Annotated in this window: 19 protein-coding genes, 1 tRNA gene and 1 riboswitch; of the genes, 6 read left to right on the top strand and 14 right to left on the bottom strand. The window is 42.5% G+C overall.

Features of this window, described 5'->3' with window-relative positions:
• Positions 1–240: 240 nt before the first annotated feature.
• Positions 241–900, bottom strand: coding sequence for a YceH family protein (locus tag ACFSR5_RS07740; RefSeq protein WP_380902375.1), 660 nt, complete (start codon positions 898–900; stop codon positions 241–243).
• A gap of 108 nt (positions 901–1,008) precedes the next feature.
• Between ACFSR5_RS07740 and ACFSR5_RS07735 the strand changes: the two genes are divergently transcribed.
• Positions 1,009–1,914, top strand: a complete 906-nt coding sequence (locus ACFSR5_RS07735; RefSeq protein ID WP_380902373.1) for a histone deacetylase family protein — start codon at positions 1,009–1,011, stop codon at positions 1,912–1,914.
• Here the strand turns inward: ACFSR5_RS07735 and ACFSR5_RS07730 are convergent.
• Positions 1,909–2,442, bottom strand: coding sequence for a GNAT family N-acetyltransferase (locus ACFSR5_RS07730; protein WP_380902371.1), 534 nt, complete (start codon positions 2,440–2,442; stop codon positions 1,909–1,911). The genes ACFSR5_RS07735 and ACFSR5_RS07730 overlap by 6 nt on opposite strands.
• Before the next feature lie 150 nt (positions 2,443–2,592).
• On the opposite strand from ACFSR5_RS07730, the gene ACFSR5_RS07725 reads away from it, so the two are divergent.
• Together ACFSR5_RS07725 and ACFSR5_RS07720 are read left to right on the top strand one after the other, a co-directional pair.
• On the top strand, positions 2,593–3,654 hold the full coding sequence (locus tag ACFSR5_RS07725) for a nucleoid-associated protein (RefSeq protein WP_380902369.1): 1,062 nt from the start codon (positions 2,593–2,595) through the stop codon (positions 3,652–3,654).
• Positions 3,632–4,729, top strand: coding sequence for a DUF3810 domain-containing protein (locus ACFSR5_RS07720; RefSeq protein WP_380902367.1), 1,098 nt, complete (start codon positions 3,632–3,634; stop codon positions 4,727–4,729). Before ACFSR5_RS07725 ends, ACFSR5_RS07720 begins: the two co-directional genes overlap by 23 nt.
• Positions 4,730–4,755: 26 nt before the next feature.
• Here the strand turns inward: ACFSR5_RS07720 and ACFSR5_RS07715 are convergent, their stop codons facing one another.
• The gene (locus ACFSR5_RS07715; RefSeq protein WP_380902365.1) at positions 4,756–5,916 is read right to left on the bottom strand and encodes an MFS transporter; all 1,161 of its coding nucleotides are present in this window, start codon (positions 5,914–5,916) and stop codon (positions 4,756–4,758) included.
• A 210-nt stretch (positions 5,917–6,126) separates the two neighbouring features.
• Positions 6,127–6,789 (bottom strand): DUF937 domain-containing protein, encoded by a 663-nt coding sequence (locus tag ACFSR5_RS07710; RefSeq protein ID WP_380902363.1) that lies wholly within the window; start codon positions 6,787–6,789, stop codon positions 6,127–6,129.
• 57 nt (positions 6,790–6,846) lie between these two features.
• Here ACFSR5_RS07710 and ACFSR5_RS07705 point away from each other — a divergent pair, with 57 nt between their 5' ends.
• Positions 6,847–7,998, top strand: coding sequence for a DUF2891 domain-containing protein (locus ACFSR5_RS07705; protein WP_380902361.1), 1,152 nt, complete (start codon positions 6,847–6,849; stop codon positions 7,996–7,998).
• 13 nt (positions 7,999–8,011) lie between these two features.
• Here ACFSR5_RS07705 and ACFSR5_RS07700 read toward each other — a convergent pair whose 3' ends face one another.
• Positions 8,012–8,281, bottom strand: a complete 270-nt coding sequence (locus ACFSR5_RS07700) for a 5-oxoprolinase (protein WP_380902359.1) — start codon at positions 8,279–8,281, stop codon at positions 8,012–8,014.
• Between the two features lie 69 nt (positions 8,282–8,350).
• A riboswitch (SAM-I-IV-variant riboswitch) is annotated at positions 8,351–8,445 on the bottom strand.
• A 188-nt stretch (positions 8,446–8,633) separates the two neighbouring features.
• Between ACFSR5_RS07700 and htpG the strand changes: the two genes are divergently transcribed.
• A complete protein-coding gene (htpG, locus tag ACFSR5_RS07695; RefSeq protein WP_380902357.1) occupies positions 8,634–10,520 on the top strand; it encodes a molecular chaperone HtpG in 1,887 nt (628 codons plus the stop codon).
• A gap of 478 nt (positions 10,521–10,998) precedes the next feature.
• Here htpG and ACFSR5_RS07690 read toward each other — a convergent pair.
• The 9 genes from ACFSR5_RS07690 to ACFSR5_RS07650 form a co-directional block, all read right to left on the bottom strand.
• Positions 10,999–11,072 (bottom strand) — tRNA-His (locus tag ACFSR5_RS07690).
• A 223-nt stretch (positions 11,073–11,295) separates the two neighbouring features.
• On the bottom strand, positions 11,296–11,841 hold the full coding sequence (locus ACFSR5_RS07685) for a DUF1697 domain-containing protein (RefSeq protein WP_380902355.1): 546 nt from the start codon (positions 11,839–11,841) through the stop codon (positions 11,296–11,298).
• A gap of 10 nt (positions 11,842–11,851) precedes the next feature.
• Complete coding sequence (locus ACFSR5_RS07680) at positions 11,852–12,304, bottom strand: SRPBCC domain-containing protein (RefSeq protein WP_380902353.1); 453 nt, start codon at positions 12,302–12,304, stop codon at positions 11,852–11,854.
• 11 nt (positions 12,305–12,315) lie between these two features.
• Entirely contained in the window at positions 12,316–13,143 is an 828-nt protein-coding gene (locus ACFSR5_RS07675; RefSeq protein WP_380902351.1) for a VOC family protein, read from the bottom strand.
• Positions 13,144–13,149: 6 nt separating this feature from the next.
• Positions 13,150–14,013, bottom strand: coding sequence for a YciI family protein (locus ACFSR5_RS07670; protein WP_380902349.1), 864 nt, complete (start codon positions 14,011–14,013; stop codon positions 13,150–13,152).
• Positions 14,014–14,016: 3 nt separating this feature from the next.
• A complete protein-coding gene (locus ACFSR5_RS07665) occupies positions 14,017–14,535 on the bottom strand; it encodes an SRPBCC family protein (RefSeq protein WP_380902347.1) in 519 nt (172 codons plus the stop codon).
• A gap of 22 nt (positions 14,536–14,557) precedes the next feature.
• Positions 14,558–15,124 (bottom strand): dihydrofolate reductase family protein, encoded by a 567-nt coding sequence (locus ACFSR5_RS07660; RefSeq protein WP_380902345.1) that lies wholly within the window; start codon positions 15,122–15,124, stop codon positions 14,558–14,560.
• A 50-nt stretch (positions 15,125–15,174) separates the two neighbouring features.
• Positions 15,175–15,618, bottom strand: a complete 444-nt coding sequence (locus ACFSR5_RS07655; protein WP_380902343.1) for a VOC family protein — start codon at positions 15,616–15,618, stop codon at positions 15,175–15,177.
• A gap of 68 nt (positions 15,619–15,686) precedes the next feature.
• Positions 15,687–16,187, bottom strand: a complete 501-nt coding sequence (locus tag ACFSR5_RS07650; RefSeq protein ID WP_380902341.1) for an SRPBCC family protein — start codon at positions 16,185–16,187, stop codon at positions 15,687–15,689.
• A 426-nt stretch (positions 16,188–16,613) separates the two neighbouring features.
• Here ACFSR5_RS07650 and ACFSR5_RS07645 point away from each other — a divergent pair, with 426 nt between their 5' ends.
• On the top strand, positions 16,614–16,901 hold the full coding sequence (locus ACFSR5_RS07645; protein ID WP_380902339.1) for a hypothetical protein: 288 nt from the start codon (positions 16,614–16,616) through the stop codon (positions 16,899–16,901).
• The last annotated feature ends 45 nt before the right edge of the window (positions 16,902–16,946 follow it).

Here is a 16,946-nt window from a genome sequence, read left to right as displayed (position 1 = left end):
GAATGTTGTCAAGGGCGTTCTTCTCATGTTTAAATACTGTTAGTTGTTTGTATCCGTATAAACAAAAGCTATGCCTGAATTGTTTTAAATATTTTATTTCATTTAAACTTTATTTAACATACATAGGTGACGCCCAGGTGCGTCACCTTGTGGTTGATGTCTTTAACCACTATTGTCTAGTTTTTAGTCAGAATAGGTCAGAATATAGTACACCAACACGATGTGGATATCGAGAACATTCTATGTAAGTTGCTGCATCAGCGTGTCGAATTCCTGACGAAGTGTTGCCAACTCTTCCTCCAGTGTAGCTACTCGTGTTTCCAATTCTTGAATTCTATTTGGAGCTTCGTTTTCGACGGAAGCCGGGATGTCAAAGTCGTCCTCGTTGACGTCGCCTAATAGATGTGCATATCGTACTTCTTTTTGTCCAGGCCTCTTTGTTAATGGTTTGACAAAAGGAGGTTCTTGACCGTGTAATCTGTTGAGTACATCTTGTACTTCTTGTAGGCTTTCGAAATCAAAAAGTCTTCCCGCGTTTGTGTTGAGCTCTCCCGGTGTTAGCGGTCCACGGAGGATCAGTAGGCAAAGTACAGCCAAATCTTGGGGGATGAGGGGGTACTGTATAGCTAAATTATGTTTGTATTTAGTCACGCGACTACCTCCACCAATAACCGTGGAGACAAGTCCGCGCTTTCTTAATGTATCCAATGCATCGATAATGGTATGTTCGTCGTACGAAACGACCGGTCTTCGCGACGTCTTTTGATTACATGCCGTTTGCAAAGCATTTAACGTCATGGGGTAATACTCTGGAGTGGTTTTCGATTTCTCTAATAAAGAGCCAAGTACACGTAGTTCCTCCGCACTTAATAGGGGCAGTAAGTTCGTTGTTTCTTCCATTATTTTATACATTAATTTTGGTCTCCGTTTTTCGAATATATAAAAAATATATAGTTTTCGATTTGTACGACTCGTTTTTTAACTTCGTAACACACAAAACAGATCGTCGTGTTATATATTGCTCATCACCCTGCTTATCTTCATCCTGTACGCGAGGGACATCGGTTTCCGATGTTAAAATATGACCTTATTCCCCAACAACTTCTGCTCGAAGGAGTAGTCTCTCCGGAGAACTTCTTTCAGCCGGGGCTTGTGGAAAAACCTACTTTGCTGCTGGTTCATGAGCTGCATTACGTGGATAGCCTGTTTGATTTAACGTTGGACCCAAAAATGGTGAGGCGGATTGGGTTTCCGTTATCTACATCTCTAGTGGAGCGGGAACGGCTTATTGTTGACGGAACTATCCAAACGAGTTTACACGCTCTAAAAAGCGGTATTTCGTTTAATACGGCCGGTGGAACGCATCATGCCGGCAGAGATTTTGGAGAGGGATTTTGCTTGTTTAATGACCAAGCTGTGGGGGCGGCCTATATGTTGCGTCACGGATGGGCAAAGCGAATCTTAATTATCGATTTGGATGTGCACCAGGGCAACGGCACGGCACATATCTTTCACGATCATCCTAACGTTTTTACATTTTCTATGCATGGAGAGAAGAATTTTCCGTTTATAAAGGAACAATCTTTTTTAGACGTTGGCCTTGCTGATGGCATAGGGGACGATGTATACATGCAGATGTTGGAAGTTAACTTAGAACAATTGTTTACAACAATTCGACCGGATTTCGTATTTTACCAAGCAGGCGTCGACGTTTTGATGACGGACAAATTAGGTAAACTAACGATGACGATCCAAGGATGTAGGAGGAGAGATGAACTTGTCTTTCAGTATTGCAAGTGTTTTGGAACAGCGGTACAAGTGAGCATGGGTGGGGGATATTCTGTCCAGCTAAAAGATATTGTGCGTGCCCATGTAAATACATTCAAAGTTGGTATGAAGATCTTCGGCTTATAATGTAACCGGTCGTCGATCCGGCTGATAGTCGGCACGGGCCAGCTGCATATGAATAGCAGTCCATTGTTGATCGCCAATATCAACGATGTTCTGTGCACCTGTATTACGTTTAAATCCAATTTGTTCATAACAGCGTATCGCTGCAAGGTTCCAATCGTACACATGAAGTTCGACAACGGGTTTGTCCCAACGAGTAAATGATTCGTCCACCAACAAACGAATCAGTTCCTTGCCTAAGCCGTGGCCTCTATTTTTCTCTTCAGCAAGCATTACTTGTCCAATTAATATACTTTCCTCTTTGCAGAGAACCTCACCATGCCCTATGCCCTGACCTGATGTACGATCAAGGACATGAAAAGGAAATCTGTTCGGATCGTCATAAAAACGATCAAGCTGTGCCCGATCAACAGGATAGGTTAGGCGAGGGCCAGCAAACTGCATTAAGAAGTACGGATCGGTAATCCAACTGATGAATACCTCATAATGGGCTGATGAAAAAGGGATACATGTCAATCGCTTGGAGATCATTGTACTTCTATTATGGCAAGTTTGGATTAAAAATAACAAATTTGATCTTTAATTTTGTGAAGATGATCCTTTTTCCACAAATTTCAGTTTTTCAATTATTTTAGGGTACTTTGTGTTGGTTGATACAAACCACTAGTTGCAAATTTATATATGTTTTTTCATCAAGACGCTACATTCGAACAACTTTCGATACACCGGGTAGGTAATAAAGCCCAGGACGAATTTTACGCATTATCCGACAATCCGATCGATCTTACTCAAGACGAGATTTTACCCGACCTGTTGATGCAATACTTCATGAAGCCTTTTGCAAAGGCCAACGAAGTATATCGATTTTACCATCCGAATGACGACCTGCAACTGAATGAAGTTTATTACTTTGTCAGGCAATATTTTGAAGCCAAGATCGACTTCCACAATATGTCTCAACAGTTGGCAAAACATCTATATGAAGTATCTGAACATCCAAAGATTAAAGGGGGCGAAGTCTACGTTGTCGCATTGAAAAATATCCAAATGGAAGGTGAAGAACATCAGGCGATTGGTATTTTTAAATCTGAAAACAAAGAGGCTTATCTGAAAGTATATCCAAGTGGAGAAGGATTTGATTTGGAATACGAACAGGAAGCGATCAATATCAACAAGTTGGACAAAGGCGTCGTAATCGTCCATACGGAGGAAGACGAAGGATATAAAGTGTTGGTTGTGGATCAAACGAACCAGTCGGAAGCGGTATACTGGAAAGATGACTTTTTAAAAATCAGGACGAGGAATGACAATTTCCAACAGACTGGAAACCTGATGAAAGTCTATAAAAACTTCGTCAACGATAAGTTGGACGAAGTCTTCGAATTAGAGACGGCCGATAAGATCGATTTATTGAATCGGTCAATGAATTACTTTAAAACAAAAGAAACATTCGATCAGGCGGAGTTTGAAGACGAAGTTATTGCCAATCCACAGGCTGCCACTTTGTTTAAAGAATATCAACAGCACTTCGAAGAAGAATTTGATAGCCCTTTCCAATCAAGTTTTGAAATTGCCTCACCAGCAGTGAAAAAAATGAGCTCTTCATACAAGTCGGTCATCAAATTGGATAAGAACTTCCATATCTATGTCCACGGAAAGCGGGAATATTTGGAAACAGGTTTCGATGAAGATAGGGGGATGAGCTACTATAAATTGTATTTTGAGAACGAGAGCCAATCCTAATAGCACGTACGAAAGGAATATTCGTTCGCACCTGCTCGTTCTCGGAATCGGGATTGTTCTTCTCGGTTTGTTGGGATGGTTTAAGCGTGACCCACTTCTCGTGGAGAAGTACTACAGCATGTCCTTTTATCCGATATTTAGTTATGTATCTGCTTCGGTGTTTGGGTGGGTTCCGTTCAGTGTGGGCGATCTGTTTTATGGTATTTTTATCGTGGTCGGCGTGGTTCAAACAGGAAAACTGTTAGTCCGCCTCGTAAAACGTGATTGGAAGGGGGTAAGCGTTCGCGGACTCCGATTTTTGATCGTATGTCTCGGCGCGTATCTCTATTTTTATATAAATTGGGGGTTGCATTACTATCGAATCCCGCTCCAACAACAACTCCATTTGCCGGTGGATCGTATTGACCGGTCGGATTATATCGCTGTTTTGGATCGCTACGTATCCGAGGTAAATGCGTTGAGGAGCCAATTGGATACTCAGCAGTTGGATGTGCCGCGGGCAAGGATAGAACTGGAAGATATCATGAAAAATAACGAGGCGGATTTTCCTATGTTATCACGTACGCAAGTTCATGCTAAGGAACCTTTATCCAATACGTTGGCTTCTTACCTCACGGTGACGGGCTACCTTAATCCATTTACGCAAGAAGTGCATGTGAATGGTAAGGCGCCGAAAATAGCATACCCCTTTACGCTAATCCATGAATTGTCGCATCAAATGGGAATAGGCTTCGAAGATGAATGTAATTTTATCGCCTTCTTAGTTTTGCGTGAACAGGATAGTATTTGGTATCGGTATGCAGCCTATTACGAGACAATACAATATCTTTTGCGTCCGCTCTATTATGAAGATAAAAGCCTTTACCAAAAATATGTAAACCAGTTATCGGAAGAGGTAAAAAACGACATGAAACAAGAACGCCTTTTTTGGACACGATATCGAGGCCCAATCGATGACTTGACGAGCATGTTTTATGGCAAATACCTTCAGCACAACAATCAGCCAGAGGGCTTAGCGCGTTATTCGTTGATGAATCGTCTCGTCGTGGCTTGGGAAAAGACACATACCCGCTAACTGCTTTCTATTCTGAATAACCCCTATCACAGATTCATTTGCGGACGTACGACCTTGATCAGGAAAAAGTAAGCTAGGATTGCGCCCATACTCGCCATAACGATTCCAACTACCGACGGATAATTATAGGCATAGCCCATAGTGATGGGGATGGCTCCAAGGTAAGCTCCTAGTGTATTTCCAATGTTGAAACTTGCCTGTCCGGCGGACGCGGCAAATGTTTCTGCTCCCTTAGCATTATTAATCAACATCATTTGCAGTGGAGAACCAATCGAAAAGGAGATCATACCCGTGATGAAAGCCATCGGATACGCTAAATAGGTGATATGCGCCGTAAAAAATACAACGCACAAACAGACTGCCATCGCGGTAAAGCTTGCAATCGCCGCCTTCGAAGGGGAAATGGTATCCGCCAGTTTGCCTCCTATAATATTTCCAAAGAACATGCCGAGACCGATGAGCACCATAATTAACGGAACACGATCTGCGGACAGCTGTGACACATGGGTGACCAATGGTGCAATATATGAAATCCAAGCAAATAAACCGCCTGTTCCTATGGCAATGACAGCTACCATGAGCCAAGCATCCCAGCGGGCAAAGTAGCCAATCTGTTTTAAAATATTGTTATTCTTATTGGCTTCCAGTTTTGGCATCCAAAAATAGATGGCTAAGAAGGTGACAAGCCCCAATACACTGATCACGCCGTAGGTAATGCGCCACGAATAGTGATGCCCTACATAAGTTCCCAAGGGCACGCCAGCCAGGTTGGCAATCGTCATTCCCGTAAACATCATCGAAATAGCTTGGGCCTCTTTGCCAGGTTTGGCCAATCGAGCTGCTACAACGGAACCTACACCAAAGAAGGCGCCATGTGGTAAACCAGCTATAAAACGGGAAGTAAGTAATAACAACTTATTAGGTGCGATCGCAAAAATACCGTTGAAAATAAAAAACAACAGCATCAGAAATAACAAGACCTTGCGGGGAGAGTATGTCGATGTAAATGCAACGAGTGTTGGAGCGCCTACAACAACTCCTAAGGCATAAAGGGCTATTAGATTGCTCGCTGTAGGAATATCGATCTGTAAATCTTTGGCAATATCCGGAAGGATGCCCATCATGGTAAATTCTGTCATACCAATGGCTAATCCACCGAGCGCCAACGCGATAAGTGCTTTGTTCATGTACCTGTGTGAATGAGATCGCAAAGGTAACCTTTCTTTGGCAATGCGTCTAATTAAATTTATATGAATTGTTCGGACGGATAGGTCATATAAAGGTGAGGTTGCAGTATTCGTATTCTTTGGTATGTAAGCGCGTCATATTCCCTGTATGACGCGCTACTTTTGTCCTATGTGATAGCGTAGTCGGCATTCCATAGCCTAACGACGCACTTATTTGCCAAACATTCCAGCGATATTATCTAAAATGTTTCCTTTGCCCTGGGAGTCGTTTCCTTTATTGAAAAATTCGCCGGCGAGGTTACCCAGCATGTCCGTCACATTTTGGCCCGATGACGCTTCTGGCGTAGCGGCGTTGCCCCCGAGCACATTGCCCAGTAGGTCGCCGATACCGCCACCCGTTGATGCGCCTCCTCCGCCCAACACTGAGCCGATGAGGTCGCCTAAACCGCCACCGTTAGAAGCTCCCTGTTTTTGCTGCCCAAGATATCCCATGACGATGGGGGCAAGTGTCGCCAGCACTCCACCGACCTGCTGGCTGTTCAGTCCAGCTTTGTCTGCGAGATTCTGCGTCACGGTCTCGGTATTGTTGCCGAATATATGGCTAACTATTTTATTTCCTTCTTCCGACGAATTGCCTGAAAATAGGTCGCCAATTTTATCAAGGATCCCACCACCACTGTGTTGATCAATAGCTTTGTCAATAGCTTCACTTTGTCCCTTGTTTTTAGCGTTATAATTTAGCGCCGCAATCATTAAGGGGACGGCAGCTGCGACTATCCATTTTGCTTTTGATTCATCGATGCCTAATTTGTTTGCTATGGCAGAAATTGCTTGAGAGCCTATGCCACCTGAAATTAAATCGGAGATATTCATAGTTGAAAAAGTTTAATTTAAGGTGAATATAACAATTAATGTTCCTATTTTTATCAAATGCACGCTATCCAAAGAAAAATAAAGTACTCCCTCAAAAACTGTAGTCGATTCGCTATATGGACATTCTTAACTACACTATCGGCGATAGGCTTCAGTTGTCAGGGGGGGAATAACCCTGTCGGTGGTAAAGGTAAGTCTCCAGATAGGCTGCAACTTAATGAAGAAACCGCACAGACGATCTTTACATTGCCTACACATTGTTTGGTTACCGAGTACCCTAATAAGTTGGGGCAGGTGATTGGTCGTGCGGCCGATCTAAAAAGTCCGAAAGTTTTACGTCCTATATTCTACGGATGCTTTGATTGGCATTCAGCAGTTCATGGTTACTGGTCTATCATCCGATTGCTGAAGCAATTTCCGCAACTGGATTCGGATGGATCAGTTCGGCAGTTATTGAATACGCATATCACATCGGAAAACCTAGCAGTAGAGCTTTCATTTTTTAATGATGAAAATAATTTAGGGTTTGAGCGTACTTATGGCTGGGCTTGGTTGTTTAAACTACAGCACGAGTTAGCAACATGGCGTGATGTGGACGCGCAGAGATGGAAAACGATCTTGCAACCTTTGGTCGATGTTTTGTCACAGCGGACACAAGTCTATCTGTCCAAATTAATTTATCCTATCCGAACGGGACAACATGACAATACGGCCTTTAGCCTCAATTTAATGTATGAATATGCCACTGCGACCGGAGATATGGATCTGGCAAATGCAATAAAAGCGAGTAGTATGCGTTTCTATGAGAATGACAAAAATTGTGCTTTGGCATACGAGCCGAGCGGTAACGACTTTTTGTCGCCCTGCCTAGAAGAAGCTTACCTCATGAGTCGCTTGATGTCAAAAAAAGCTTACAAAAACTGGCTGTCAGATTTTATGCCCATCCTATTTGAATCAAATATTGATGCCATTCAACCTGCGATGGTAAGCGATCGTACGGACGGAAAGTTAGTGCATTTGGATGGTCTAAATTTCAGCCGGGCGCATTGTCTGTATGGAATTTCCTCTGCTTTGCCAGAGTTGGCGAATACCTGTATCCCACTTGCGAATACCCATGTCAATTTCTCGTTGAAAAATATAGCCAACGATGATTACATGGGCAGTCACTGGTTGGGGGCATTTGCTTTGCTGGCACTTTCTCCGCAGTAGTTCGGTTGATGAGCTACTCATAGGCGAGTGGTATCAGCGCATTGTTTTCTAATTTAACTTTTACGATCTGGATAACGCTAAAACCGTCTTCCTTCGAGATAATCGGAGATAAGTCGATACCCTTCTTAGCCAACGCTTTCAATATGGCGTTACGAAACGTCGACCGGGATGCTCCCCATCCTCTGTTTTCGACGATGTCGTTGTTGAAGGTAATCAACTCGGAAACGGAGTAGGTATGGAACTGATCTAAAACATGTTGAGGGAGTTGAATAGCTGTAGACATACAATTTAAAAATTAAAAGGTTTAACCATAAATTGTATCCAGAAATCCTTGGGGGTTTTAAAACACGCGTTTAGCACGTTTATTTTGGTATTTTACCCGTATTATTTCACCACCGCGGTGTCTTCACTCGGTTGGTATTGCGCCTGCAATTCTGAATACACTACAAGTTTAATAGATTTTATTCATTTTCACAACTGTTTTATAAAAATAAGGGTAAATCGTTGCGTGAAATGACAGGATGTACGCAAAAGCCCGTGTGTTAGTCAGAAAACTGTCATCCTGTCTGTAATTTTGGGTTTGGAATGTTCCTTGCTCACCTTCGGCATTATAGCAAAAATAAAATAGTAGATATATGCAAGAAAAAGGTAGTATTTCGATTCATACGGAGAATATTTTTCCGGTTATCAAAAAATTCCTCTACTCGGACAACGAGATTTTCCTACGGGAGCTGGTTTCCAATGCGGTGGACGCTTCTCAAAAAATCAAGCGTTTATCTTCTTTAGGCCAATTTCAAGGTGAACTTGGCGATTTAACAGTCGATGTTGCTTTTGATGAAGAAGCAAAGACCATTACGATTTCGGATCGCGGTATCGGTATGACTGCTGAGGAAATCAAGAAGTATATCAATCAGATTGCATTCTCCGGGGCAACGGAGTTTATGGAAAAATTTAAAGAGGCTAATGATGCGAATGAAATCATTGGACGGTTTGGTCTCGGCTTTTACTCTGCCTTTATGGTGGCTGATCGGGTTGAGATTGAATCCCTGTCTTATCAGGACGGAGCGACGCCCGCACATTGGACTTGTGATGGAAGTACTTCCTATGAGATCTCAGAAGGTACACGTACAACACGTGGAACAGACGTCATTCTTCACGTAAACGAAGAATCGCTAGAATTTTTAAGTAAAGCGCGCTTGAGTGACATTCTCAATAAATACGCTCGGTTTTTACCTGTTCCGGTACGCTTTGGTACAAAATCGGAATCGGAACCGGACGGTGAGGACGAAGAAGGTAAGCCAAAATATAAAACAGTAGAGGTTGATAACATCATTAATAATACATCACCGGCATGGACGAAAGCTCCTTCCGAATTGAAAGATGAAGATTATTTGGCTTTCTACCGAGAATTGTATCCATATTCCATGGATGAACCGCTGTTCTGGATTCATCTTAATGTAGATTATCCATTTAATCTAACTGGGATCTTATACTTCCCGAAAGTAAAGAACGAGATGGATATACAGCGTAATAAGATCCAGTTGTTTTCCCGTCAGGTATTTATTACGGATGAGGTTAAGGATATTGTGCCTGAGTTTCTGATGTTATTACAAGGTGTAATCGACTCGCCTGATATCCCGTTGAATGTTTCCCGATCCTTTTTGCAAGCGGATAGTAATGTTAAGAAAATTAACAACTACATCACGAAGAAAGTCGCAGATAAGTTGAACGAAATCTTTAAGGCCGACCGCAAGAACTTCGAAGAAAAGTGGAATGATATTGCGCTTTTTATTAAATACGGCATGTTGAGTGATGATAAATTTGCAGAGAAAGCAAATGATTTCTGTCTACTCAAAAATACGGAGAATGAAAGTTATACCTTTAAAGAATACTATGAGAAAGTAAAAGATATTCAGGTAGACAAAGAGGGCAATATTGTGTATTTGTATACCAACGATGCATCCCAACAAGATAGCTTTATTGCTTCTGTCAAAACCAAAGGTTATGATGTTTTGGTGTTGGATGGTCCGTTGGATACGCATTTTGCGAGCTATTTGGAGCAGAAGGGCGGTGAGAAGGTTCAGGCCAAGCGTGTTGATGCAGATGTCGTGGATAAACTGATTCAAAAAGACGATCAACAAACACTAGCTTTGTCTGAGGAGGAGTCGAAGAAAGCCTCGGAGATATTTGAAAAAGCAATCTCCCGATCGGATATGAAGGTGGAAGTGGATGCCTTACACGAGGCCGACCTGCCGGTATCGGTAACCATCGATGAATTTATGCGCCGGATGAAGGACATGGCAAAAACGGGCGGAGGCATGGGCTTCTATGGAACATTACCAGACAATTATAAAGTTACGGTAAATGGAAATCACCCCTTGGTTAAACGGATCTTGGAGAGTTCCGAAGAGGACGGCGAAAAGTTGGCGAAGCAAGCGTTCGATTTGGCTTTACTATCACGCGGACTGCTGAAGGGGGCGGATTTGACTTCTTTTGTTAAAAGAAGCGTTGAGATGATCTAAAAAATCCTTTACGTTAGATATGTCTGAAACTCCGGTGCGATCTCGTGCCGGAGTTTCTGTTTACGTACCCTTTAGCAATTGGATGGACACCAGGTGGATAGGTTGGCGGACCATACACAAATGAGACCCTCATGTCTTTAATCAGTTCCTGAACATCGCCACAGAATTTTCTGTAACGAAGACATATTGTGGCATCCGAGTGCTGCAATAATCAACGGCAAAATGGACGGACACTGTTTAATGGTTCCTCAACAATGACATCCGACACATTTTCGCCCTAAAAGGAGGGATAACAAGACCAATAAGATGGCTCTGTTCTTTACTAACCGTGGCTCTATGATCACGAAGATGACAGCAGGAGGTGGGGCTCGGTAACGGAGTTCGTTGAAGTGTTTGCCGTGATAGCAATTGTTAATGGCATGTTGGGTAAATATATTGGATAGACAAAAAAAGCTCCTCTTTTAGAGGAGCTTTTTTGGGTGGATAATCGGGCTCGAACCGACGACCCCTAGAACCACAATCTAGTGCTCTAACCAACTGAGCTATACCCACCGTGATTTTGATGACACAAAAGTAGAACAAATACCTATATACTCCAAATAATTCGATTAAAAAAAATAGACAGGATAGGGAATAAGTTCATTCTGAATAAGATAATTTTCGAGCAACTCTTCTCATGGATCAACGTAAACGGATTGCGTGTGGACGCGCACACGTTCAAGCGTTTTACCCGGCGGTCAAATCACGATTGGCTCCGGATAGCTTTACAGGACAACTAACTGTTCGTAGACAAGGCAAGAAGCTTTCGATAGGTGTTTAAATTCCGTCCTGTACCGACCACCTTAAGTTTACGTTCAAAATAGTTGTTACTCATTTTTGCTTTCGCGGCTCCTTCCGGTAGATAGAAGTATACCATTCTATCTTGTATATGAAACCATTCCTGACCGTGATCCACTTGTTGTAAAGCAGCGATGTATCCTGTCTGAGGCGATTGATCAAGTATCATAATGAACAGACGGTTCGGCGCGAGGTCTTTTTTTCTTGGTATGCCAGCAATAGCCTGCTCCACCTGTTTGCTATTGAGGACGAATACGTCCACGTGAAGCTCGAAACGGTCGATCAGCACCTTATGCACCCGCTCTTTCACTTCTTCAGCCCCAGCTGTGGCATGCAGCAAAATATTTCCACTCTGTATATAGGTTCGTACATCCGAAAAGCCCTCTTTGGTCAAGGCTGACCGTAATTCTTCCATTTTTATACTATTCTTACCAGATACATTGACTGCGCGAAGCAAGATTATAAAATTGTTTTGCTTATTCATCCGCTCCATTCTATTCGGCTGTTCGCATGAAATCAAAGGCACCTTTACGTAAGTTAATGCCGTATTCTAGATAAGCTTTTAAACAGGCCAGAAAATTTGCCCACCCTTCCGTTTGTCCTTTCATTTGGTTGATTCCCTCCGGCGTATTTTCCATTTCATGTTCCACGATCCGTACGATCGTTGCATGATCTTCAGTGGCGGAAAGAAATATTTCTACTAACTGATTGGGTAAACCTCCGCTCCAATCAAAAGAAATATAGGAATCTGTCTGTATTTCTTTTGCCATAACGGGGAATTGGTCTGGAAATTCAGGAAAGGACCACATGACTGTTGATCCTGCTGAAAGCCTTCCGGACGAATTTGCGATGAAATAACCACGCATATGGTCCGGATTTACAATCGCTTCAAAGACATCTGTTGTAGGCTTCCTTATTTGTATTTTTGCATTGGCTGTTAATTTCATATGTCGATAGTTTACTTTTTAAGATCGTTGATAACAATTTTATTCATGTTCATCAGTGCGTCATTTGCTTGCGGATAATCTTGTAGTAGTTGATGTAAATGTTTAGGTACCACTTGCCAGCTAACGCCGTACGGGTCTTTGCACCATCCGCAACGGCTTTCTTCACCGCCGTGTCCCACGAATGCATTCCAATAATAGTCAATTTCTTGTTGATTAGCACACTCGATAACTATGGATATACCTTCATTAAATGTGAAAGGTTGCGGAACTCCGCTATCCATGGCCATCACGGTATAATTGTGTATCATAAACTGCGTGTGCATCACTTGGCCTTGCATGTCCCCGTCTTGATAGTAGTCTATGCCTTGACTTTGGAAGTCGTTAAAAACGGTTCGATAAAATGCCAGTGCCTCTTCGCATTTTCCTTGTTGTTCACCACAAAACATGAGGGTTGGAACGATAGCTTGCTCGTTGACGTCTGACCGCGAACCTTGATAAAGCTGCCACGAGACGTGGTAAGTATCGTTTACCCAGCCGTAATAAGGGCTCCACGGATACGCCTGTAAGGGCATGAGTACTTCTCCTCCCGATGTCAGGTTGTGATACAACGTATCAATCTCTTCTTTCTTTTCGCAAATCACCATGAAGGAGATGGACGGATTCGGCGTGAAATGTGGGCCTCCATTGATACCAATGAATGGAGTATGGAGTAGATCTGCAGATATTGCCACGGGATTGCTCAACCGAATCGTACTGTTAGGGAACAAATTGGTGTAACGCTCGAAGGCTTGCTTGGCATTATTGTTAAACCAGATAGCGGGATATATGTTTTTATTCATGACAGTTTATTTTTTTCTAATCAGCTTATCTACGTACTCTAAATATAAAGGAAGTGCAGCTGATCCGTACCAAGCTGTGATTTCTGCTTGTAACAAGCCGGCGGCTATTGCCGGATCCGTTAGCAACAGCTGTCTTACCTCGTCCTCGTTACGGAGGTTCTGAACAATGAATAAGCCTCTCTGCTGTGCATCGTTCTTCCCGAAGGGACCTGCAACGACCAGCTTTCCAGCTTTTACCATATTGTCCATATTTTGCATGTGCCCCTGAAAGGCTTGTTGAATCAATTCTTTGTCACCGGTTTTATTTTGTCCCGTTTTTAACATAACAAAAAAATAATTTTTCATACCCCGGTCATCTGCGCCCAACCGTTTTGCAAGCTCTTCATCGTATCCATTACCAGAAGTTTCGGATGGCTCTAGACGACGTAGGGTATAAGTCGTGTCTTGCGTCTCATTTCGTAGATGGATTTGGATTTTATTCGGATCAAGGAGTTCATACACGATTGTCTTGGGGAAATCATTCGAAGGATTTTCATAGAACCATTGGTGTCCCTCTTTGCGTTGCACAAACGTAGAAATTTCGCCTTGGTGGGCACCCGGAATCTGGACGTTATAGACAACCTCTGTTTTATTCCGTTGGATTTCCATGTATTCCTGTACGTTGGGCAAATCGTTAGGTTTACTGTAGGAAAACCCCCTTAGTAGATTGTTATTCAGTCTGTCCCAATGCTCGTAATTATCTTTGCCTTCTACTTTCCAATCGCCAGCTAAAAAGTCGGGAAAATCTTGTGCATGCGCCGGAACGAGAAAGCAGCCTGTCATCAACAACAGGCAATAGAGGAGGCGAAGGTGACAGATAGACGTTTTCATGAGTTACTTATCCAATATAGCTTTCAAATTTTTAAGGCCCTGATCAAAATCCTTATTCATATCATAACACAAAGTCATCAGATTAAACGGATAAGGCATTACACCATTGATTTGCCAAGTGACCTGGCTTTGGGTGGAACTTAGCGGTGTCACTTCAATAAAGGACGGATTAGCAATATCCGTCCCGCTAAAAAATAAGTTCATATCGATTCGCTTTCCTGGGTCAATTTTCGTGATGACCTGTTTACCGTCGCCCACTTTTTTGCTTTTCCATTCATACGTAAATCCTACTGTACGATCGGTGCCCGTGTATTTTTTTTCAATATTGGGGTCTTGCCGAGACCAAGCATCATAATTCCCTTGATTCCGCAAGGAAGATACATAATCGAACACCTCCGGCGCCGGACGATCGATTGTGATTTGGCTGCCGGCTTCAAATTCTTTTGGGACAAATAAAGCCACAATAAGAAGAATGACGATGAGGCCGCCAAGCGTTAATAAAAGGTATTTTACGAATTTCATAACAAGTAAATAAATAAGTTAATTAAATTGTGTAAACAAGTTGAACTACACCATTTTTATAGGAAATAGATTGCTCCAAATGTAACGAAAATAGATCAAACTCATCCGGAAATAGGTGATATCCTTGTCCTATAGCTATCGGACATATAAACAGACGTATTTGGTCAACCAATCCCGCCCGTAGCAGCGATTGCGTCAAGGAGATACTGCCCCACACGACGATATCCTTACCGTGGTCGGCTTTTAGCTCTTTCACATAGTCTATGGCGTCCGAGGAGACAAGGATAGCGTTGTCCCACGTGCCCCAATGTACTTCTTGTAGGCTTTTGGAGAAAACAAACTTGGGCAGTCTGTTTAGGTCATCGGCAACGATCTGTTCCTCGTTCGAGGTATTTGGCCAAAAGTCGACAAACATCTCATATGTATTTCGTCCCAACACAATAGTGTCCAAGGTGTGGATGAATTTCAGGAGTTCTTGATTGACATCGGCATCAATCAGAGGGTTTGAATCGAAAAAGGCAGTTGTTTTATTTCGATCGGCAACAAATCCGTCCACGGATACAAATTCTTGAATAATAAGCTTTCTCATCCTGCTCTGATTTTCGTGTATGAATGAATCTTAGATAGCGATGAATGTTGCTAAGCCATCTTTTTGTTTCCTTCAAAATGTACCATCCAACTGATTCCAAATTGATCTGTAAACGAGGAGTAAAGCTCAGCAAAAAATGTTTCGCCTAGATCCATTTCTATACGTTGGGCATTCACAGATAATTTTGCGTGTAGTTCTCGCGCCTCTTCGATAGACTCTGTGTCTAACATTATGTAAGTAGCTGTGCCGAAGGTTGCTTTGTGTCCAAAGTTTTCTATGCAATCGGATCCCATGAGCATGACGTCATCATTCACGTTAAGGGCTGTGTGCAGAATTTTGTCCTTATCAGATTCTGGAATGTTGAAATTGGGGTCAGCAGGCATATCGCCGAACCGATAACTTCCTAGTAGTGGTCCGCCGAATACCGTTTGGTAAAAATTAAACGCTTCTTCGCAGTTCCCGTTAAAATTTAAATACGCATGTAATTTGGCCATGATTTCTTGATTTTTAAATGTGATACTAAATTATTAATATGATTTTTCTGTTTATATAAACTTTGTTATTATCTGATAATCAGTAAACTTTCAAGGTTAGATAAGCCCATTAAATATCCATCTCGGAATCCCATGTCGATTAGGCGTTGTAAATCGCCTGCCGACTTACTGCGGATATGATTTTCCAAAAGGGTGCCCAATTCGTTTTCGCTAAATTCCGTCCGCCAGTGCATATGGGGCAAGTCTATTGAAACAATGCCATGCTCATCGCAAAAGCAGTCCCGAGCCTCGAAGGAAGATAAGTGTTCGATCTCTTCATAAGCCATCACGGACCAAATAATCTCCCTTTCAGGAGCGCGCATGCTGTAAATCCACCGTCCGCCCTCGCGGAACTCCATCGTTTTTGTTTGGCAAATCCAAGGCTTGGGCGCCCACCACTGGTCTAATAAATATGCATCTGTCCACGCTTCCCACAGGTTCTGAACCTGTGTATTAAATTGTTTCGATATATATACCGATTTGCCATCGGCTGCTATTTTAAACTGGGTATTCTCTTCGGTTTTCATCATTTACTTTTTAAGGTCAGCTGCCTACCTGATCTACTTCAAAGGTAAGGGCTTTCGTTGGCAGACTGGCTTGCCATAGGGCAAGAATTCCCGCTACCGCGGTTTCGACTCGCTCTTAATTTAATCGTTGGCAGCTGTATGGAGTAAAAACAAAAAAAAGACAATTTTGTTGGGATGGTATTGTGGTTTGTTGGCGACACGATTATTCAGCAAACAGAATGTGTGATAAAATGTGTAGTTATTATTTTATGTAATGTATTTAAATAGTTGATTTATATTTAGTTATTTTTTTATTTTCTGTGAAAATTGACTAAATTATATGCACGAGGACATTATGTTATAAGGAGACGACAATGATTCAACGAATTGTACCGAGTATATATACAGCGACTTGGATGCGTTTAATCGGTTCTTACCAACTTTAACCATATGGAGCTTGTGATGGATCATGGCTGGATCATGACGTATGCTGACCCAGTTTCACCATCATTGCCAATCAGTCTACTGCTCGATAAGAACGGAGACGTTTCGAAGGAAAACCTTTTTTTTCTGTCGTGGGAGGTAGATGAAGTAAATATGTATTACGAACGGGGTAAGGCAAACCGGTTTTTGATTGAATATGACCTAACAGACGAACGATGGGAGCGCGCACTTTTGGTTGCGGGGCCCGAATGGAGCGTTGCTCAATTTACTAACCCATATCGAATAAGCGGGTGAAATCCCCATCCCGGCGTGAGGACGTGTAAAAAGAGGTAAATGGTA

This window comes from Sphingobacterium suaedae (assembly GCF_042684625.1).
Lineage (GTDB): Bacteria > Bacteroidota > Bacteroidia > Sphingobacteriales > Sphingobacteriaceae > Sphingobacterium > Sphingobacterium suaedae.
Note: the sequence above shows the minus strand (reverse complement) of the source record. Positions and strands in the feature narration are given on the sequence as shown.